18 protein-coding genes are annotated in these 20099 nt (G+C 69.9%); 2 read left to right on the plus strand and 16 right to left on the minus strand.

The window, feature by feature from the left end; translation table 11 throughout:
• Positions 1-187: 187 nt before the first annotated feature.
• The 7 genes from add (LMI96_RS09630) to LMI96_RS09660 form a co-directional block, all read right to left on the minus strand.
• Positions 188-1228 carry an adenosine deaminase gene (add, locus tag LMI96_RS09630; protein WP_228361350.1) on the minus strand — a complete coding sequence of 347 codons (1041 nt, stop codon included), beginning with the start codon at positions 1226-1228 and terminating at the stop codon, positions 188-190.
• On the minus strand, positions 1225-1854 hold the full coding sequence (locus LMI96_RS09635; RefSeq protein ID WP_228361351.1) for a helix-turn-helix domain-containing protein: 630 nt from the start codon (positions 1852-1854) through the stop codon (positions 1225-1227). The genes add (LMI96_RS09630) and LMI96_RS09635 overlap by 4 nt, the downstream gene beginning before the upstream one ends.
• Before the next feature lie 14 nt (positions 1855-1868).
• Entirely contained in the window at positions 1869-2900 is a 1032-nt protein-coding gene (gene add, locus LMI96_RS09640; protein ID WP_228361352.1) for an adenosine deaminase, read from the minus strand.
• A 197-nt stretch (positions 2901-3097) separates the two neighbouring features.
• Positions 3098-3970, minus strand: a complete 873-nt coding sequence (locus LMI96_RS09645; protein WP_228361353.1) for an ABC transporter permease — start codon at positions 3968-3970, stop codon at positions 3098-3100.
• Positions 3967-4803 carry an ABC transporter permease gene (locus LMI96_RS09650; RefSeq protein ID WP_223722132.1) on the minus strand — a complete coding sequence of 279 codons (837 nt, stop codon included), beginning with the start codon at positions 4801-4803 and terminating at the stop codon, positions 3967-3969. The genes LMI96_RS09645 and LMI96_RS09650 overlap by 4 nt, the downstream gene beginning before the upstream one ends.
• Positions 4793-5617 carry an ABC transporter ATP-binding protein gene (locus LMI96_RS09655; RefSeq protein ID WP_223722131.1) on the minus strand — a complete coding sequence of 275 codons (825 nt, stop codon included), beginning with the start codon at positions 5615-5617 and terminating at the stop codon, positions 4793-4795. Before LMI96_RS09655 ends, LMI96_RS09650 begins: the two co-directional genes overlap by 11 nt.
• 29 nt (positions 5618-5646) lie before the next feature.
• Complete coding sequence (locus LMI96_RS09660) at positions 5647-6723, minus strand: ABC transporter substrate-binding protein (protein ID WP_223722130.1); 1077 nt, start codon at positions 6721-6723, stop codon at positions 5647-5649.
• 346 nt (positions 6724-7069) lie between these two features.
• Here LMI96_RS09660 and LMI96_RS09665 point away from each other — a divergent pair, with 346 nt between their 5' ends.
• Complete coding sequence (locus LMI96_RS09665; protein ID WP_228361354.1) at positions 7070-7567, plus strand: septum formation family protein; 498 nt, start codon at positions 7070-7072, stop codon at positions 7565-7567.
• Between the two features lie 166 nt (positions 7568-7733).
• Here the strand turns inward: LMI96_RS09665 and LMI96_RS09670 are convergent, their stop codons facing one another.
• From LMI96_RS09670 to LMI96_RS09710, 9 genes are all read right to left on the minus strand, one after another.
• Positions 7734-9116, minus strand: coding sequence for an amidohydrolase family protein (locus tag LMI96_RS09670; protein WP_223722128.1), 1383 nt, complete (start codon positions 9114-9116; stop codon positions 7734-7736).
• A gap of 68 nt (positions 9117-9184) precedes the next feature.
• Entirely contained in the window at positions 9185-10249 is a 1065-nt protein-coding gene (locus tag LMI96_RS09675; RefSeq protein ID WP_228361355.1) for an ABC transporter substrate-binding protein, read from the minus strand.
• Between the two features lie 55 nt (positions 10250-10304).
• A complete protein-coding gene (gene add, locus LMI96_RS09680) occupies positions 10305-11411 on the minus strand; it encodes an adenosine deaminase (RefSeq protein WP_228361356.1) in 1107 nt (368 codons plus the stop codon).
• A gap of 178 nt (positions 11412-11589) precedes the next feature.
• Positions 11590-12903, minus strand: coding sequence for an allantoate amidohydrolase (locus tag LMI96_RS09685; protein WP_223722125.1), 1314 nt, complete (start codon positions 12901-12903; stop codon positions 11590-11592).
• Complete coding sequence (locus LMI96_RS09690; protein WP_228361357.1) at positions 12903-14135, minus strand: alanine--glyoxylate aminotransferase family protein; 1233 nt, start codon at positions 14133-14135, stop codon at positions 12903-12905. The genes LMI96_RS09685 and LMI96_RS09690 overlap by 1 nt, the downstream gene beginning before the upstream one ends.
• Entirely contained in the window at positions 14132-15751 is a 1620-nt protein-coding gene (locus tag LMI96_RS09695) for an AtzH-like domain-containing protein (RefSeq protein WP_228361358.1), read from the minus strand. The genes LMI96_RS09690 and LMI96_RS09695 overlap by 4 nt, the downstream gene beginning before the upstream one ends.
• Complete coding sequence (locus tag LMI96_RS09700) at positions 15748-16851, minus strand: acetamidase/formamidase family protein (protein ID WP_228361359.1); 1104 nt, start codon at positions 16849-16851, stop codon at positions 15748-15750. Before LMI96_RS09700 ends, LMI96_RS09695 begins: the two co-directional genes overlap by 4 nt.
• On the minus strand, positions 16848-18194 hold the full coding sequence (allB, locus tag LMI96_RS09705; protein WP_228361360.1) for an allantoinase AllB: 1347 nt from the start codon (positions 18192-18194) through the stop codon (positions 16848-16850). The genes LMI96_RS09700 and allB overlap by 4 nt, the downstream gene beginning before the upstream one ends.
• A gap of 70 nt (positions 18195-18264) precedes the next feature.
• Positions 18265-18876 (minus strand): helix-turn-helix domain-containing protein, encoded by a 612-nt coding sequence (locus LMI96_RS09710; protein WP_228361361.1) that lies wholly within the window; start codon positions 18874-18876, stop codon positions 18265-18267.
• A gap of 213 nt (positions 18877-19089) precedes the next feature.
• On the opposite strand from LMI96_RS09710, the gene LMI96_RS09715 reads away from it, so the two are divergent.
• The gene (locus tag LMI96_RS09715; RefSeq protein ID WP_228361362.1) at positions 19090-20061 is read left to right on the plus strand and encodes an ABC transporter substrate-binding protein; all 972 of its coding nucleotides are present in this window, start codon (positions 19090-19092) and stop codon (positions 20059-20061) included.
• Positions 20062-20099 lie beyond the last annotated feature (38 nt).

The following is a 20099-nucleotide window of genomic DNA, read 5'->3' on the forward strand; positions in this document are numbered from 1 at the left end:
CCCGGCGGTCCGAATCATCCCGCGCGAACGCCCGCCTCGCTCCACGCCTCCCGCGCCCGGCGAAGGTGCTCAGGTGTCGCAATCGGCCGGCGCGAGCGACGGATTGCGACACGTGAACGGCCAAGCGGGCCGAACCCGCAGACCGAACCCGCACCCGCACCCCGCACCCGCCACCCGCACCCGCGGCTCACCGCGCGAGCAGGGCGTCCAGCGCGAGAATCTGCGCGCGGAAGTCGGCCCGCAGCGCCGCCTTCTCCGCATCCGAGCAGAACGCCGCGTCGATGCCGTCGATCGCCACGCGCCGCGCGGTCGCCGCATCCACTCCCATCGCGGCCAGTCCCTCGCGGTACTCCCGGCCCAGGTCGGTGCGGAAGAACATCGCGTCGTCCGTCGATACCGCGAGCGTCAGCCCCGCGTCGATCATGGACCGGATGCGGTGCGCCGGATCCAGCGTCCACCCCGAGCAGATCGTGGTCGAGATCGGCGTCACGGTGAACCCGATGCCGCGCTCGCGCGCCACCCGCACGAGCTCCGGGTCGTCGGTGATGAGGTACCCGTGGTCGATGCGGTCGACCCCGAGCACCTCGATCGCGTCCCGGACCGCGGCGGCCGAGGCGGCATCCGTCTCCCCGACATGAGCGGTGAGCCGGAAGCCGTGCGCCCGCGCGAGCGCGAAGGCCTCCGCGAACCGCGTCGGGTCCTCCGTGTTCTCCGGCGTCAGGTCGTCCTGCCCGAGGGCCACGACCTCGGGGCGCGGGTGCGCGATCATCTCCTGCACGAGCGCGACCGCGGATGCGGCGGAGGCACGCCGGTTGACCGCGATCACGATGCGAAAGCCCACCCCGAAATCCCGCTCCGCCGCGCGGAGCCCGGCGATGATCGGGTCGACGACGTCGAGGTATCCGAGGCCGCGCTCCGCGAAATACTGCGGGTTCACGGCGTACTCCCGGTACCGCAGGTTGCCGTCGGCGACCGCGCGCCGCACGCCCTCATAGGCCACGCGCTCGAAATCCGCGGGGTCGCGGAGCACATCGTGCGCGAGCCGGAACGCCACCAGGAAGTCGACGAGATCCGCGAAGTCGAACAGCCGCTCCGGGTCGTCGTGCCAGAGCGTCACGCGGTGCTTGTCGGCCAGTTCGAGGAACAGCGCCGCATCCATCGTCGAGACGAAGTGGCAGTGCAGCTCGGTCTTGGGCAGCAGTTGCAGGTAGTCGGCGAACGAGATCATCGCGCGCGTCCTGCGCTCTTCACGACGAGCAGCCGATAGCGCGTGCCGTCCGGCGACCACCAGCGGTGCGTCGTGCCGCCCGGGTAATAGAGCGAGTCGCCCTCCGCGAGGTCGAAGCTCTGGTCGTCGAGTTCGATCCGGATGCCACCCGACACCACGTAGACGAACTCCTCGTCGTTGTGCGTGTACCGCTCTCCGGGTTCGCAGACGTCGGCCTCGACGACCAGGGGATGAAACGCGCGGGCGCCGTGCGCCAGCATCCGTGCGGCTCCCGCGGCGAACCCCTCGGGCAGCACACCGTCGCCCGCGCGCTGCACCTCGATCGTGCCGGGGGCGTCCGCGGTGGGATCGGATGCGGCGATCAACTCGATCGGACTCGTCTCCAGCGCGACGGCGATGCGCCGCAGCGACGCGAGGCTTGGTTGGGCGAGTCCGCGTTCGAGCTGACTCAGGAACGGATGCGACAGCTCGGTCGCCGCGGCGAGTTGCACGAGGGTGAGCCGCCGTGCCGTGCGGATCTCGCGGATGCGGGCACCCAGGCGGCGGCCCGCGGCATCCTCGTCGACCGATTCGCCCGCCGCCGAGACGGCGACCGGAGCAGGGACGGCGACCGGGGCATCACGCACGGGACCCACGGCGCTCAGACCGGCAGAGCGACGTCGTTCGCGGCGGCGTAGTCCTCGACGCGCGCGATGAACGCGGCCCGCCGCGCCGGCGTCAGCCACGATGCCTCGAACGAGTTGATCGCGAGCTGCACGAGGTCGGTGGTGCTGAGCCCCGCCTGCTCGGCGAGCGCGACGTAGTTGTCGCCGACGTATGCCCCGAAGTACGCAGGGTCGTCGGAGTTCACCATGACCCGCGCACCCTGGCGCAGCAGCCCGACGATCTCGTCAGCCTTCATCTTCTCGGTGACGAACGAGTTCGAGACCGGGCAGGTCGTGAAGCCAATGCCCTTCTCGATCGCCAGCGCGACGAGCTCGGGGTCCTCGACGATGTTGGTGCCGTGGTCGATGCGGTCGACGCCGATCTCGGTCAGCACCGAGCGGATGTTCTCCACCGAACCGATCTGGTCGATGTCGCAGTGCATCGTGAGGAAGAAGCCCTCGGCCTTCGCCCGCGCGAACACGGCGGCGAACTTCGCGGGCGGGTTGTCGCGTTCGTCCGAATCGAGTCCGACGCCGACGATCCACGCCTTGTACGGCAGCGCTTCCATGAGGGTCGCCATCGCGTACTCGGCGGAGAAGTCGCGCAGGAAGCAGAGGATGAGTTCGGCCGACACCCCGAGCTCGTCCTGGGCCCGGACGGCCGCCCGACGGTAGCCGGTGATGACGTCGGCGAACGGCACACCGCGGCTCGTGTGGGCCTGCGGGTCGAAGAACATCTCGACGTGCACGACGCCCTGTGCGTGCGCCCGCTCGAGGTAGGCCCAGGCGAGGTCGTGGAAGTCCGCGGCCGTCTGCAGCACCTGCATCGCGGGGTAGTACACCGCGAGGAAGCTCGTGAGATCGGTGAAGTTGTACGTCGCGCGCACCTCGTCGACGGTCTTCTCGGCGAGCTCGATGCCGTTGCGGGCGGCGAGCGCGAACTTCAGCTCGGGCTCGAGCGTCCCCTCGAGGTGCAGGTGCAGCTCGGCTTTGGGCAGGCCGTGAGCGAAGGTGGTCAGGTCGGTCATGGCGGTCCTTCGGGTCGGGGTGGGTCATCCGCATCCGTTCCCGCGAGACGGGATCGGGGCGCCGAGACCGGGGGGTTACCCCTCTGTCTCGGCGCGAAGATCCCGTCTCGCGGTCGGATGCGGGGTGGTGCAGCGGATGCGGGTGGTGCAGCGGATGCGGGGTGGTGCAGGGGGCGCGGCGCGGGCGGATGCGGGGGCTACGCCCGGTCAGACATTCCCATGCGGGTGAGGACCACCGCTTCGAGCAGCTGCACGACGTTGTAGAGCACGAGGGCGGTCACCGTGACGAGCACGACCGCCGTCCACAACGCGGAGAACTGCGCGGCCGCGGTGTAGCCGCCCACGGCTCCGCCGATCCCGCCACCGACCGCCAGCCACTCGGCGAGGAGCGCACCGGTGATGGCTCCGGGAACCGAGATGCGAACGGCCGCGAGCAGCGACGGCAGCGCCGAAGGCAGCGCGACCTTGCGAAGCGCGGTCCACGACGAACCGCCGTACACCGCGATCAGGTCGTTCATCTGCGGCGAGGCGGACTTCAGACCGAACGCGATGTTCACGAGCGCCGGGAAGAGCACGACGATGCCACCGATGACCGCGACGGTCGAGAAGTCGCGTCCGAAGATGAGGATGATGACGGGCGCCATCGCGACGAGCGGCACCGAGCGCAGCAGCATCGCGAGCGGCATGAGCGCGTGCTCCGCGCCCTTGCTGAGCTGGAAGATCGCGGCGACGATCACCGCGACGACGAGGCCCGCGAAGAATCCGACCGCCGAGTGCCCGATCGTGACCCACAGCTGCGAGAACATCTGCGTGCGGTTCGCTTCGGCGGCCGGCACCGTGAACAGGAAGTTGTAGACGTCGACCGGGCCCTTGCCCACGTACGGCGTGACGTTGAAGGCCCAGAGCGCGCCGACCCAGATCACGCCGACCGCGACGAGCGTCAGCACGAACGTGAGCAGCGAGTTGCTCACCGCACGGAGGGTGGCACGACGTGTCTCGCGCTTGACGGATGCGTTGAGCTGAACGGCGGAGCGAGGTGTGCTCAGCGCCGCAACGGCTGCTTCAGTCATCGGGCTGTTCCCTTCGACCACGGGGCGACGGCGCGAGACAGCAGTCCCAGCAGCGCGTACCCGGCGAGGGCGACGGCCCCCGAGACGAATGCGATGCCCCACACGAGCGGGGCGTTCAGCGCCTGCTGCGCGGCGATCATCGACGGACCGACACCGAGTTCGACCTTGCCGAAGAACTCACCGAGCACCGCGCCGAGGAAGGCGGCAGGAACGGCGATCTGCAGGGCGTTCAGGATGGCGGGCAGTGCCGCGATCAGGCGCACCTTGCGCAGCTGGGTGAACCGCGACCCGCCGTAGACGCTGATCAGGTCGAGGCTCGCCTTGTCGGCGGCTTTGAGCCCGAGGAGCGCCCCGACGACCGTCGTGAAGAACACGCTGAGGGCGGCCAGCACGACCGCGGTCCCGGAGGGTTCGCCGGGCTTCGGTACGGGGATCACGACGACCAGCAGCAGGCCGATCGCGACGATCGGGATGCAGTACGTGATGATCGCGAGCTGCATGACGACGCCCTCGAGCCGCGGCACGATCAGCACGACCGCCGACAGCAGGAGCGCCACGATGTTGCCCCAGAAGTACCCGATGCCGGCTTCGGCGAGCGTCACCTGGAAGTTGCGGACGTAGAACTCCCACCCGCTGTCGAAGAATCCCTGCACGACCTGCAGCGGGGTCGGGATCGCCTGCACGCCACCCGGGCCGACGTTCGAGAACACCGTCGTGGCGAGGATCCACCAGAGCGCGATCACGCCGATCGCGCCGATGGCACCGGTCACCCACGCGGGAAGACGAACGTCCTCCCAGCGGATGGTGCGCCCACCCGGAGTCTCAGTGGTCATCCGCGGCGGCCCCTCCGACACCGAACAGCAGCTCTGATGCGTGGTCGACGTACGCGTGGAACTCGGGCGTTCGCATCATCTCGGGCGTGCGCGGACGCGGCAGGTCGATGTTCATGACCTCCTTGATGCGTCCCGGGCGCGGGCTCATGACCGCCACCTGGTCGGAGAGGAAAATCGCCTCCGAGATGCCGTGCGTGACGAGCAGGGTCGTCGCGGGCTTCTCGGTCCAGATCCGCAGCAGCTCGAGGTTGAGCTTTTGCCGGGTCATGTCGTCGAGGGCGCCGAACGGCTCGTCGAACAGCAGCACCGACGGCTTCATGATCAGCGATCGGGCGATCGAGACGCGCTGCCGCATCCCGCCCGACAGCTGCGCCGGCTTGGCCTTCTCGAAGCCGTTCAGCCCGACGAGCTGGATCATCTCCTTCACGTACGCCTTGTCGACCGGCTTGCCGGCGACTTCGAACGGAAGCTGGATGTTGGACTGCACGCTGCGCCAGGGCAGCAGCGCGGAGTCCTGGAACGCGATGCCGAGTTCGTTGCCCTTACGCAGCTGCTTGGGGCTCTTCCCATCGACACGTGTCGTGCCGCTGGTCGGATCCTCGAGCCCGGCGAGGATGCGGAGAATCGTCGACTTTCCGCATCCGGAGGGCCCGAGCAGGGCAAGGAAGCTGCCCTGCTCGGTGTGAAGGTCGGCGTCCTGCAACGCGACGACGCTCTTGCGTCCCACGGTGAAGACCTTGTTGAGTCCGGTGATCTGCAGGCCGGTGCCCAGGGTCGTCCCCTGGGCACCGGACTGGGTGGCCGCGTCGGTCACAGTGTTCCTTCTGGTTGGTGCAGTTCTGATCAGCCCGCGTAGGCGATCAGGTCGGGGTTCTCCTCGTAGACCTCGGCGAGGAGCGACAGGTCGAACAGGTCGCTCGCGTCGAGAGTGATCCCGGCGCCGGCGAGGCTGTCGATCGTGAGCTTCTGCAGAGCGTCGGAGATGGTGAACAGGCCGTTCTCCTCGGTCTCGTCGGAGACGATGAGCTTGTTCTGCGCCTCGGCGCCGGCGAGCGTCTTGGCGGGGTCGAGGTCGAGGTCTGCACCGTACTCGTTGATGGCGAGGTCGGCACCGGCCTGGGGGTCGGCCAGAGCGTCGGTCCAGCCCTTGATCTCGGCGACCAGGAAAGCCTTCAGCATCTCGCGGTTCGACGCGATGGTGTCGTCGGTGGCGGTAAAGGTCTCGGCGACGAACGGCAGGCCGTTGTCGGCGAAGGGCAGGTTCGTGGTCGACAGGCCCTCCATCTCGACCGAGATGGCCTCGTTGGTCAGGTAGGCGATGAAGCCGTCGACCTCACCGTTGACCAGCGGCGCCGGGTCGTACTGCACGGGAACGATCGTGACCTCGGAGGGGTCGATGTCGTTGGCCGCGAGCAGCGCGTTGAACAGCGTCATGTTCGAGTCCTGCACGCCGATCTTCTTGCCGATCAGGTCCTGGGGGCTCGAGATGTTGCCACCGTCGGCGAGCGAAAGCACCGTGAACGGGTTCGCCTGGAACGTCGCGCCGATGATCTTGAGCGGGGCGCCCTCGTTCGCGACGGCGCTGCCGATCGAGACCGAGTCGCTGAGCGCGATGTCGGCGCTGCCGCTGAGAAGCTCGGCGACGCCGCCGGACGGGCCGGGCACCAGGTTCACCGAGTCGAAGCCGGCCTCGGTGTAGTAGCCCTTGCTGTCGGCGAAGTACTCGCCGGCGAACTCTTCGTTCTTGATCCAGCTGAGCTGGAGCGTGATGTCGCCGAAACCGGCGGACTCGCCGCTCCCGGATGACGCGGACTCGGTCGAACCGCCACCGCCAGCGCAGGCGGAGAGGGCGAGAGCGGATACGGCGATGGCTGCCAGGGATGCGGCGACGCGGGCGCGGCGCGTGGAAAAGCGGGACATATGCTGTGTCTCCCGTTTGTCGGGTGGTGCATTCGGGTGGGTGGTGTGCGTCTCGGGCGTCGTCGCGGTGAGTGTCCGGGTGCCGGGTGTTCTGCCGCGTCGCGAGCTCGAGGGGCGCGACCTGTCTGACGCTAGGCGATGTAGATTTCACGAACACTGGCGCTCGTGTTTCGGCGCAGTTAACACGCGAACGAGTTCTCGCGGTTGTTCACAGGTGCTGTCAATGGCTTTCGCACCGGATTCATCAGAACGCTAGGGTTGGTTCGCGTTCCAGCCTTCCCCAGACATATGCCTCGGATGCCATCCCTCCGCATCCGATGCCCACGAAAGCGAGTCTCTGATGCGTGTGCCCCGTATTGTCCCCGTCACCCTTCTGGTTGCGTCGATCGGCCTGCTGGGCGGATGCGCTCAGATCGCCGACCTCGTCGGGGCGAAGCCCCAGGCGACGCGCGACGCCGAGAGCGGCGAGGTGACCGGCAGCGGCGAGATCAACGTGTTCACCCTCTCGGTCGGCGACTGCATGTCCGACACCACCGACGCCGAAGAGGTCACCGACGTGAACGTCGTGCCGTGCGACCAGCCGCACGACTACGAGGTCTACTACGACTTCTCCATTCCGGATGGGGAATGGGATCAGGAAGCCGTCTACGCGGCCGCCGAAGAGGGCTGCTACAACGAGTTCCCCACGTTCGTCGGCCTGTCCTACGAGGAATCCCTCCTCGACTTCTCGTACTACGCACCCACGCAGCAGAGCTGGGACGAGGGCAACGACCGCATCGTGTCGTGCTTCATCGGCGACCCGTCGACCCAGACCACCGGCTCGCTCGCGGGCGTCGCGCGCTGAGCAGCCGCCGCATCCGTCGCTGAGACGAGGATGATCGGCCGGGACGAGGGCATTTCCGCACGGATCGCCCTCGGCTCGGCCGATCATCCTCTTTTCGCGTGAGAGAGGCATCCTCTCGTCGCGTGAGAGAGGCCGCCTCTTTTCGAGTGAGTGAGGCGTGCCGCGCTCAGTGCGGGTGGTGGCCCAGGCGGGCCGCGACCTTCGGGAGGTCGGCGTGGATGCGCTCGGTCGCCTCGGCGGCGAGCGGGTTGGTCGAGACGCCGCGTTCGTTGACGAGTTCGCCCCCCACGTACACGCCGACGAGGTTTCGCAGACCGCACGCGAGCACGTAGCTGCGCACCGGGTGCCAGAGCGGGCCGACGTCGGGCTGCCGGGGATCGACCACGACGAAGTCCGCGAACTTGCCGACCTCGAGGCTGCCGACGCGGTCGTCGACGCCCATGATCTCGGCGCTGCCGAGCGTGTGCAGCCGCAGCACGCGCTCGGGCATCATCGACAGCGGGTCCTTCGTGCGGGCGCGCTGCATCGAGATGCCCATCCGCATGTTCTGCCAGGGGTCCGACACGTCTGTGCACGCCTGGTCGTCCAGGCCCATGCCGACCTTCATGCCCTCCGCGATCATTTCCGGAACGAGCGCGACCCCCGAGGCGAGGCGCCCGTTGGAAGCCGGCTGCCACGACATCGAGGCGCCGCCGGCGGCGGCCTGCGCGATGATCTCCGGAGTCGTCTGGATGAAGTGCCCGAACATCATGTCGGGGCCGAGGGCGCCCGCATCCGCGTACATCGCGAACTTGGACTGCTGCAGCGGAACCGCCTCCGGCGACTCGAGGAAGTGCGCCTGGTTCGTGACGCCGAAGCGGCGCATCGCGGCGACCTCGACCTCGGCGGCGTCGGGGCGCGGCGACCACTGCACCTGACCCATGATCGATGCGCCGAGCGCGAAGCGCGGGTCCATCGTGCGGGTGTGCGCGACCGAGTCGCCGAAGCGCGCGAAGATCTCGTCGTCCGTGCCGACCGTGGCGTCCATGCCGATCGAGTCGACGAAGCGGATGCCGGCGTCCAGGCATCCGTCGGCCTGACGCGTGTGGTATTCCAGATCGCGCATCCGCGCGTTGCCGACGCGCTTGCCGTCGACCATCGATTCCCACGCCTGCAGCGGATCGGTGAAGTTGTAGGCGCTCGTGACGCCGTTGGAGAGGAAGTCGATCGCGCCGTGCAGCGTCGACCAGTAGATGTCGTCGGGCGTCGCGTGCGCGGTCATGCCGAGCATCGAGTCGCACCATCCGTAGAGCGTCTCGCCGACGCCGAGCCCGCGCAGGCCGCTCGTGAACAGGTGCGAGTGCGATGACACGAAGCCCGGTGCGACGAAGGCGCCGGCGACGTCGAGGACCTCGTCGGCGGATGAGGCGGAGTCACTCGGTGCGTCACCGTCGCCGAGCGCGGCGATGCGTCCGTCATCGACGAGCATCCATCCACGTTCGATGTAGCCGGGGTCGTCGGTGCCGGCGGGCACGGTGATCAGTCGGGCGTTGATGACGAGCAGGCTCATGGGGTCCTCGGGGGTGGTGGTGGAGCGGAGTACGGGGCCGCGCCGGTCGACGTCGCGGCCCCGTGGGTTCAGCGTAGGTCGGGGTTCTCTTCGTACACCTCGGCCAGCAGGCTGAGGTCGAACAGGTCGCTCGCCTCGAGGGTGATGCCGGCGCCCGCGAGGCTCGCGACGGTCTGCGTCTGCAGGTCGTCGGAGATGGTGAACAGGCCGTTCGCGTCGGTCTCGGACGTCTCGATCAGCGCGTTCGTGGCCAGCATTCCGGCGAGCGTCTTCTCGGGGTCGAGGTCGAGGTCGGCGCCGTACTCTTCGATCGCGAGCCGCGCGCCCTCGTCGGGGTCGGCGAGCGCGTCCTGCCAGCCCTTGATCTCGGCGACCAGGAAGGCCTTCAGCTCGTCGCGGCGGCTCTCCAGCACCTCGTCGGTCACGGTGAAGGTCTCGGCCACGAACGGCAGACCGTTGTCGGCGAAGGGCAGGTTCGTCGTCGCGACGCCGGACTGCTCGACCGTGATCGCCTCGTTCGTGAGGTAGGCGACGAATCCGTCGACCTCGCCGTTCACGAGCGGCGCGGGGTCGTACTGCACGGGAACGATCTCGAGCGCGGAGGCGTCGATGTCGTTCGCGGCGAGGAACGCGTTGAACAGCGACAGGTTCGAGTCCTGCACGCCGATCTTCTTGCCCACGAGGTCTTCGGGCGTCGCGATGTCGCCGCCGTCCTTGAGCGAGAGCACCGTGAACGGGTTCTTCTGCAGGGTGGTGCCGATGATCTTGACCGGCGCACCCTCGTTCGCGACGGCCGCGCCGACGGCGACCGCGTTGCTGATCGAGACGTCGGCGGTGCCGCTGAGCAGCTCGGGGATGCCGGTGGAGGGCCCGGCGACGAGGTTCACCGAGTCGAATCCGCCGTCGGTGAAGTAGCCGTTCTGGTCGGCGAAGTACTCGCCGGCGAACTCCTCGTTCTTGATCCAGCTGAGCTGGACGGTGAGGTCGCCGAAGCCGGCCGCCGCATCCGATGATCCGGTCGACGGGGTGTCGGCGGACGATCCCGCGCACGCGCTCAGCGCGAGAGCGGAGACGACGACAGCGGAGAGGGCGAGGGCGGTACGGCGGATGCGGCGTGGTGACACGGGGGCCATGTGGAGTCCGTTCGAGTCGGTGCGATGGGAGGGGTGCGGGGGGAAGCGTGGGGCGTCAGCGCGGCGCGGCGGTGCGGGCTGTCGGCGCGGCGGTGCGGGCCGGGGCCGCCGCATCCGGTGCGGCGAGCGCCGAGATCATCTCGTCGACGCGGCGACCGAGCGCTGTCTTCTCGGTGTCATCGAGCCAGGTCGCCTCGACGGCGTTGCGCGTCAGCGGTGCGAGCTCGTCGAGGCCGTAGCCGAGGGCCAGCGCGAGCGCACGGAAGTCGTTCGTCGGATCGGTGCCGAACATCGGCGGATCGTCGGAGTCGATCGTCACCGCGAGACCCGCGTCGATCATCTGCTTGATCCGCAGGTGCGTGCCGTCGCCGCTGCCCGAGTAGCGGCCGATGTCGGAGCTGACCGGGGTGCAGGTGAACGGGATGCGTTCGTCGACGCACCGCTGGGTCATCGCGGGGTCGTCGACCACGTGGTAGCCGTGATCGATGCGCGAGCAGCCGAGCAGGTCGAGGATCGTCTCGATGTGGTGCGGGGGTCCGGACTCGGAGTGGGCGGTGCGTTCGAGCCCCGCCTCACCGGCACGGCGGAAGGCCTTCCAGAACTTCTCCGGCGGGCCGATCGCCTCCGAGTAGTCGAGCCCGATGCCGAGCACCTCGTCGATGCGATGGTCGATGACCGTTTCCACGAGCTCGAAGGCGGATGCGGCGGTGTCGTTGCGGTTGAGTCCGACGATCATGTTGCTGCGGATGCCCGCATCCGTCTCCGCGTCGCGCATTCCGGCGAGCACCCCGTCGATGATGGTGCGGTAGGGAACGCCCGGGTGGCCCGGCGGGCTCAGGAAGATCTCGCGGTAGAGCACGTTGTGGGCCGCGCCGCCCGCGGTGAGCGACTCGTACGTGACGCGGTGGAAGTCATCGGCATCGCGGATGACGGATCCCGCGACATCGAGCACCCGCAGGAACTCGTCGAGATCCTCGTAGCTCGCGTGATCGAACAGGTTCTCGGCGGTGCGCCCACCGTCGAGGGGAACACCGTGCTTGCGGGCGAGCTCGACGAGGGTCGTCGCCTGCACCGATCCGATGAGGTGGCAGTGCAGACTCACCTTCGGCAGTCCTGCGACGATCCGCTCGAGGGCGTCGCCTGCCGAGGCGGTCGTCGTCATGGATCCTCCGGCTGCGGCTGACGCGGCCGTCGCCGTCTCACGTTGACGCATCCGGACTCGCTCGCCCCAGCGAACCCTGTGCGCATGACGGGACCGTCAGATCGGCGTTTCCGGGGCGTAAATTTCCGCGTTTCCGACCGGTCCGATCGCGCCCGTCCGGCCGGGCGGCTCCGGGCGCTCAGGCCCCCCGGTCGGCGGCCAGCTGCAGCACGGATTCTCCGAGCGCCCGGATGCCGAGCGCGACGTCGGATGCCGATACCGCTTCATCGGGGTGGTGGCTGATGCCGTCGGGGTTGCGGAGGAACAGCATCCCGACGCCCGTGATCGCCCCGATCGACATGCCGTCGTGCCCCGCACGGCTGAAGATGACCGCCGGGTCGTCGGATCCGATCGTGCCGGTCGAGGCGATGCCCTCGCGGACGACGTCCTGGAGGAGCGGCGCGCACATCACGGCGGGGGCGTTGTGCACCTCTCGCGCGCGCCAGCGCAGCCCGCGCCGGCCCATGATCTCGTCGAGGTCCCGCGAGAGCGCGTTCCAGACCCGGTCGCGTTCACCGTCGAATTCGCCGCGGAGATCGAGCGAGAACCGCGCCTCCCCGGGAACGATGTTGACCGCTCCCGGGAACGCCTCGAGCTGCCCGACGGTGCCGATGATGTGATGCTCGCTGCGGCAGATCCGCTCGACGGCGAGCGCCGCCTCGCTCGCGCCGAGCAGCGCGTCGCGGCGCAGGTCGTACGGGGTGCCGCCCGCGTGCCGGGCCTCGCCCTCGACCACCAGCTGGAAGCGTCGCGCGCTCGCGATCGACGAGACGACCGCGAGCGCCTCGCCGCGGCGGTCCAGTTCCGGACCCTGCTCGATGTGCGCCTCGAGGTAGCCGACCAGTTCCTCCGGTCGGCGCGCCGCTTCGCCGATCCGGCCGGGGTCCAGGCCGAACTCGAGGAACGCACGGCGCAGACTCACGCCCGCCGCATCCGTCAACTCCCACCAGTCCGGGTCCCACAGCCCCGCGACGGCCGACGACCCGAGCAGGGCCTTGCCGAAGCGCGTGCCCTCCTCGTCGGAGAAGGCGACGACCTCGATCGCGAACGGGAGCGGGGAGCCGAAGCGGCCGTCGCCGAGCGGCGCGCGCAACAGCCGCACGATCTCGAGCCCCATCAGCACTCCGGCGATGCCGTCGAAGCGTCCCGCGTCGGGCACCGTGTCGAGGTGCGATCCGATGACGAGCGCCGGGGCATCGGGGTCGAACCCGTCGCCCGCGATGCGCTCGAGGCGCCCGATCTGGTTGCCCGCCGCATCCTGGCGCGTCCGCATGCCGAGCTCGCGCATCCACTCCGCCGCGAGCCGGTTCACGCGGGCGTGCTCGGGCGAGAGGTACACGCGCTCGATGGCGTCGGATGCGGCCGAGACCCGCGCGAGCTCGTCGCACCGCGCCATCACCCGCCGCGCGGCCGCCGCCACCCGGTCGGGTCCGGCCTGCAGAAGCGCCGTCATCAGCCTCGACCCGCGAACACGTCCGCGGCGGCCTCGACGCCCGCGCCCGCGGGCACGGGCGCGCCGAATCGGCGGAGGATCGCCTCGAGCGCCGCGAGCGTGGTGAGAACCGCATCCTTCCGCGCGTTGTAGCCCATCGTCCCGATCCGCCATACCCGCCCGTGCAGGGGCCCGAACGACGTGCCGATCTCGATGCCGAAGTCCTCGAGCAGGGCCTGTCGCGCCGCGTCGCCGGGCACACCCGTCGGGATCTCGACGGCGACCACGTTGTTCATCTTGTGCGAGACGTCGCCGAACACCACGAGCCCGAGCGCCTCGACACCGGCGAGCATCGCCGCACCCGCCACGCGGTGGCGCTCGAGCACGGCGTCGCGCCCCTCGAGCAGCAGCACGCGGGCGCACTCGCGGGCGCCGTAGAGCATCGACGTCGCCTCGGTGTGGTGGTTGAGTCGGCGCGGACCCCAATAGTCGAGCACCATGCCGAGATCGAAGTAGTTCGAGCGCACGAAGTCGTCGGCGTTCTCGTCGCCCGCCTCGCGGATGCCGGCCTCGATGCGCTTACGCGACCGCACGACCTCGACGGCACGCTCGCTGAGCGTCAGCGGCGCCGAGCCGCTGGGGCCGCCGAGGCATTTCTGCAGCCCCGCGGTCGCCGCATCCAGGCCCCAGGCATCCGCCTCGAACGCGTTGCCGCCGAGCGAGGCGGTCGCATCCGTGTAGAACAGCACCCCGTGCTTCTGGCAGATCGCCCCGATCTCATCGAGCGGCTGGTTCATGGTCGTCGACGTGTCGCCTTGCACGACCGCCAGGAGCGTGGGCTTCACCCGCACGATCGCCTCTTCCACCACCGACGGCGGGAAGACCTGACCCCACTCGGTCTCGATCGTGTGCACCTCGGCCATCGCCCGCTCGGCGATCTCGGCCAGCAGGTGCCCGAACCGGCCGAACACCGGCACGAGCACGCGATCGCCCGGACGGATGAGCGAGATGAGCGCTGCCTCGATCCCGGCGCGGGACGTGCCGTCGATGAGGATCGTGGCCTCGTTCGACGTTCCCCACACCTGACGGTAGAGCTCCTGCGTCTCGACCATCGTGTTCGTCATGAACGGGTCGTACTGACCGACCAGCGGCGCTGACATCGCCCCCAGCACCGACGGGTAGGCGGAGATCGGGCCGGGGCCCATCAGCAGCCGGGTGGGCGGGACGATCGGGGCGGGAAAGGCGGAGGTCATGAGGTTCTTCTCTCGGGGGAAAGGGTCGCGGCGATCCGGCGGGCCAGGCGCACGAGCGCGATGTCGGTGCCGCTGCGGGAGACCACGCAGACACCGACCGGCGCCGGACCCTGACGGGACGGGACGGTCAGGAGGGGGGCGGAAAGGGCCGGGAGCCCGCCGATCGCGGCCGGCGTCGTCATGCGGAGCGTCGCCTGACGGACGACGTCGATGCGCGCGCTGTCGGCCGTCCGGGTGGGGGCCGGGCCGGGCACGGTCGGAAGGATCAGCACCGCGTCGCGGACGAGCTCCTGCACGTGCTGGCTCAGCTCTTCGAGACGGGCTCGGGCGGCGGCCTCCGCATCCGGGGTCACTTCGCTCGCGATCCGGAAGCGTTCGGCGACGGCGGCCCCGGTGGCACCCGGGTGGGCGCGCAGCCAGTCGGCGTTGTTGCGCCACGCCTCGGCCGCCTGCGCGGTGCGGAACGGCTCGAAGTAGTCGTCGAGCGCACCGATCTCGATGCGGCGCAGCACGGGCGGATCATCGGATGCGGCCAGCCGGGCGAGCAGCGCGTCGAACGCCGCGCGGGTGTCGGGTTCGACCGCGTCCAACACCTCGTCCGGCACCACGAAGCGCCACGGCAGGTCCTCGCCGGATTCGCCGAAGACGCTCTCGGTCGACGCGGACCCGTCGTAGCTGAGGCACCAGTCGACGACCCGCTGCATGGTGTCGCCGTCGCGGGTCAGCCAGCCGACGGTGTCGAACGACTGCGCGAGGGGCAGCAGGCCCTGTCGCGGCACCAGGTCGTGGGTCGTCCGCAGCCCCCACAGGCCCTGGTACGACGCGGGAACGCGCACGGATCCGGCCGTGTCGGTGGCGAGCCCGATCTCGGCCTGGCCGGTGGCGACCGCCGTCGCCGGACCGCTCGACGAACCTCCCGGGAGTGCGCCCGGCAGCGCACCGTTCGGGGGGGTGCCGTAGTGCGCGTTGTCGCCGGCGATCGAGTACGCGAACTCGTCGGTGCGGGCGATGCCGCGAAGCGACGCGCCCCCGCGGAGGAGGTCGGTCACGGCCGGGGCCGTCGTCGTCTCGGCGCGCGCGGATTCGAGGAACGTGGGGTTGCCCGCGCCGATGCGGTAGCCCTTGATCGCGAACAGGTCTTTCACCGCGACGGTGAGGCCCTCGAGCGGCCCCTCCCACGCGCCCTGGAACAGCGGGTCGCCGACCGTGCGCCACACCGAGCGGTCGAGCGCCTGCGCGCGCGGCGTCACGTGCGCCGCGCTGATGCGCCACCCGGCATCGAGCCGCTGCCAGAGCTGCGTCTGCAGTCCGGTTCCGCCGCCGCGGTAGCGCGAGATCGACACGAGGAGCGCGAGGTCGTCGCCGAACGGCCGGTATTCGATGCGCTCGATCGTGCGCGGCGGGACTCCCCCGCGCACTCCGCGGAACGCGCTGATCGAGTCGTGGCCGACCAGGAGTCCGGCGCCGTCGCCGCGGAGCGTGTCTGCTCCGGGCGCGAACATCTCGTCGAGCACCTCGAGGTCGTTGGCGAGCACGGCCCGCTCGTACCGGTCGAACGCGTCGCGCAGCTCCGTCGGGATGTCGGCCAGCGGGGTGCGGGTCTCGTCGGCGCTCATGCGGAGGCCTCCGCATCCGGTACCGCCGCGAAATCCGCCAATCGGATGCGGGCGTGCACACCGCAGACGATGTCGACGACCTGCGAGATGTCGAAGTCGGTGGCCGCCGACAGGTAGGCGTAGGCGAGGTGCTCGTCCATGCCGTAGCGCGCCTGCAGCAGGGTCAACGCGGCACGCACGCAGCGGCGCATGGCCTCGCCGAGATCGAGATCGAGTCCCGTCGGCACGAGGTACTCCGCGGTGCGCACGAGGGGCCCGGCGACCTCGCCGAACGCGGCGAGCGCCTCCGCACGCGGCACGACCTCGAAGCGCAGCGTCGCCCGGAGCGACGCCTCGAGCGCGGTGAGCGCGACCTCGCCGTCGCCCTGCGCGAAGTGCGGGTCGCCGACGTACGCCAGCGCACCCGCGACCTGCACCGGCAGGTACAGCACGGTGCCCTCGACGAGGAGGTTGATGTCGATGTTGCCGCCGTGCGCGCCCGGCGGCACGGAGTGCGGGCGATCGCCGCCGGCGACCGCGACGCCCATCGTGCCGAGGAACGGCGCGAGCGGGAATTCGACGACTCCGGGCCCACCCTCGACGAGCGGGAGCACCCCGACGAGCCCGTTCGCGCGCTCCGCGACGGGGGTGAAGACGCTCACGTTGTGGTCGCCGCGCGGCAGTTCGCCGACGAGCGCGCCCTTGCCGTGCCGGTTCGAGATGACCCCGTAGGGCACGCGCGGCACGAGCCGTTCGACCGTGATCTTCAGCAGATCCCCGACCTCGGCGCCCTCGACGTAGACGGGCCCGGTGACGACGTGCGGACCGTCGGCGCTCACGTCGCGCGCGAGACCGGCGGCGATGTCGATCGCGTCGCGGAGCACCGCATCCGCATCCACCCCGTGGCCGGTGAAGTACGCGAGCGGGTCCTTGCCTTGGTCCTCGAGGACGCCCTCGTGGCTGACCGTGTCGATCGTGACGGTCTCGCCGGGGGCGATCCGCAGCACGGCGGCGTCCGCCGCGCACGGGAGGCGCCCCCACATCACGGTCCCGGTCGTCGCGGCGAGGTAATGATCGCCCGGGCGATCGCCGGTGCCCGGCTGCAGAATCTGGAATGTCACGCGTGGGTCCCCTCGGCGCCGGCGATCAGCTCGTGCCCGACGCGCGCGGCGATGGGCTGGCCCCGACGGTACACGGGCACCCCGTGCACGTAGGTGGACTCCACGATCCCGGTCAGGGTCTGTCCGTGCCACGGCGACATCTTGTTGCGGTACTCGAGGGTCGCCGCGTCTACGACGGTCTCCTCGTCGGGGCGGAAGATCGCGAGATGCGCCGGCTGCCCGGGGGCGATCGTGCCGCGGCCGCCGAGGCCCGCGAGGCGCGCGGGGCCGGTGGTCATCAGCGGAAGGACCTGTTCGAGCCGGATGCCGCGGGCCCGCGCCGCCGTGTGCACCGCAGAGAGGCCCGTCTGCACTCCCGAGATCCCGCCCCAGGACAACCCGAAGTCGGGCTCGCTCTTCAGCTCGGAGGTCGACGGTGAGTGGTCGCTGACGATGGCGTCGATCGTGCCGTCGACGACTCCGGTCCAGAGCAGGTCCTGGTTCGCCCGGTCGCGGATGGGCGGGCAGCACTTGAAAGCCGCCGCACCGTCGGGCACGTCCGCGGCATCCAGGGTCAGGTAGTGCGGGCACGTCTCGATCGTGATGCGCACGCCGTCGGCCTTCGCGGCACGCACGTCGTCGAGCGCCGAACCGTCGGAGACGTGCACGATGTGCACGCGCGCGCCCGTTCGCCGGGCGGTCTCGATGACGAGGCGGATGGCGTCGCGCTCGCTCTCCGGCGGACGCGACGCGAGGAAGTCCCGGTAGTGCACCCCGAGCGGGCCGTCGGCGTGGAGGTGCGCGGGATCCTCGGCGTGCACGATGAGCAGCCCGTCGAACGTCGCGAGCTCGGCGAGGGCGCGGTCGAGCTGGTCGGCGTCGAGGTGCCCGAACTCGTCGATGCCCGACGGTGAGAGGAAGCACTTGAACCCGACCACGCCGGCGCCCGCGAGGTCGCGGAGCGCTCCGAGGTTCTCGGGCACCGCGCCTCCCCAGTAGCCGATGTCGACCGCGAGCTTTCCCTGCGCGGCGGCGCGCTTCGCGGCGAGCGCGTCGGGAGTGGTCGTGACGGGCGAGCTGTTCAACGGCATGTCGAGCAACGTGGTCACCCCGCCCGCGGCGGCGGCCGCGGTGCCGGTCGCGAAGCCTTCCCACTCGGTGCGGCCGGGCTCGTCGAGGTGCACGTGCGTGTCGACGAGGCCCGGCAGCAGCACGGCATCGTCGGGCAGCACGGTGTCGGCATCCGGGTCGAACGCGTCGATCGCGGTGATGATCCCGTCTGCGAACCGCACGGTGGCGGGTACGAAGGTCGTACCGAGGAACACGCGTCGCGCGGCGATGGCCGCCGGCCCGGAAGTCGTCATGGCCGCCACGCTAGGCCGCGCAGGTTTCCTGAATGTAACCAGCACCAACATCCGCGCGGGGCGCCCGAGTTCACCTCTCCGCAACGGTGATCCAGGTCGCCACAGCGACGGCGTCGGTCTCGTTGACGACCCGGTGCGGGAGCGCGGCAGTGAAGGAGATGGAGGCGCCCTCGCCCAGGCGGATCGCGCCGTCCGTGAACTCAAATGTGAGTTCGCCCCGCTCGACCCGTCCGCTCTCCAGCCCGCTGTGCACCAGCATCGCCCCGTCGGGGCTGGAGGATGTGCGAGGCGGGTACGTCGATTCGAACCAGTCGACGCCCGGCAGCAGCATCGGCGAGAGCCGACGGTACGTGACCCCTTCCGCCAGCCGCGCCGCACCGTCGTCTGCGCGCTGCGCGACCCGCACTCCGGGCAACGGCTCGGTGACGCCCGGCGGGCGCTGATCGAGGTCCGGCGCAAAGATCGCGATCTCCTGGAATATCGCCGATACCGGGGCCCCGAGAATCCCCACGAGTTCCACGAGCCTCTTGACCGAGGGCTGCATGGCACCGGTTTCGATCTGCGACAGAGCGCTCGAGGAGATACCGAGTTCCCCGGCCACGGATGCGAGCGACCGCCCGCCCGCCTGCCGGAGTCGCCGGAGGCGCTCTCCGATCTGCACGGGCATAGGCGCATCGGGCAAGGCAGGTTCTCCTCTTCGGAACGAGGACAGTCTTCTGAACGAGGACAGCGTAGCGCCCGTGCCGGCGACCGTTAAGCGATGACTTAACAGGTCCGTTACACGACCTTCACGAGCCGCGAAGTCGTGGTCGTTTGAATGAAGGAGTCTGCACTGCATCTCCCCTGCACCCCGATCACTGAGTCGTCCCGCGCCGAGTACCTACACAGGAGTCCCATGTCGATACGCATCAGAATCACCACCGTCGCCACCCTCGCAACCGTTGCCGCCCTCGCGTTGGCCGGGTGCAGCGGATCCGCTGACGTCGGCTCGTCCGACGTCGGCTCGTCCGACGGCGAAGAGACCGTGACCGTCAAGGTGGGCACCCTCCGCGGCCAGCCGCACTTCTACGCGCCGTTCCTGTACAACGAGCACGCCGTCGATGGCGTGGAGTTCGAGGTCGTCACGCTCGACACCACACCTGCCCTTTCCGACGCCCTCGCGTCGGGCTCGATCGACTTCGCGATCTCCGGAGTGACCCCGACGATCTCCTCGATCGCGCAGGGCCGGGACCTGCGGATCGTGGCGAGCGCCGCGGATGGTGGTTCCGGTTTCATCGGGAATGGGGAGACCTCCCTCGATGAACTCGTCGGCGACCGCATCGGTATCGTGCAAGGTTCCGCGCAGGAGGTCGCCCTGCGCCTCCTGATCGACGACGCGGGCCTGACCCCCGAGGACTTCGACCTCACGGTCATCCCCGTGCCGGAGATGGCCTCCGCTTTCCAGGCCGGCGACATCGACGCGTTCATGGGCGTGGAGATCGGCGTCTCGATCGCCAAGAACGCCGGCGGCACCGAGGTGCTCGACCCGTACTCGACCGACATCGGCCGCGTGAACCTCGGGCTCGTCACCACCTCGGACCTGATCGAGTCCGACCCCGATCTCGTGCAGGCCGTCGTCGACACGCACGCGGCGACGACCGAGTACATGTCGGACAACATCGACGAATGGCTACCCGAGATGGTCGGCGAGTTCGGAGGCGACGAGGCTGTGTTCGCGTCGGCGCTCGAGAACTTCTGGCTCCGCTCCGACCTATCCGAGGAGTACATCGGTCAGCTCGAAGCGCTGGCGACCGCCATGTCGGACATCGGCCTCATCACCGAGGTGCCCACCGCCGACGACCTCGTCGACACCTCGTTCACCTCCTGACCCCGCGGAGGTGCGGCGGCCGACACGTTCCGGTGGCC

The sequence above is a fragment of the Microbacterium sp. cx-59 genome, assembly GCF_020805625.1.
In the GTDB taxonomy this organism is placed as follows: domain Bacteria; phylum Actinomycetota; class Actinomycetes; order Actinomycetales; family Microbacteriaceae; genus Microbacterium.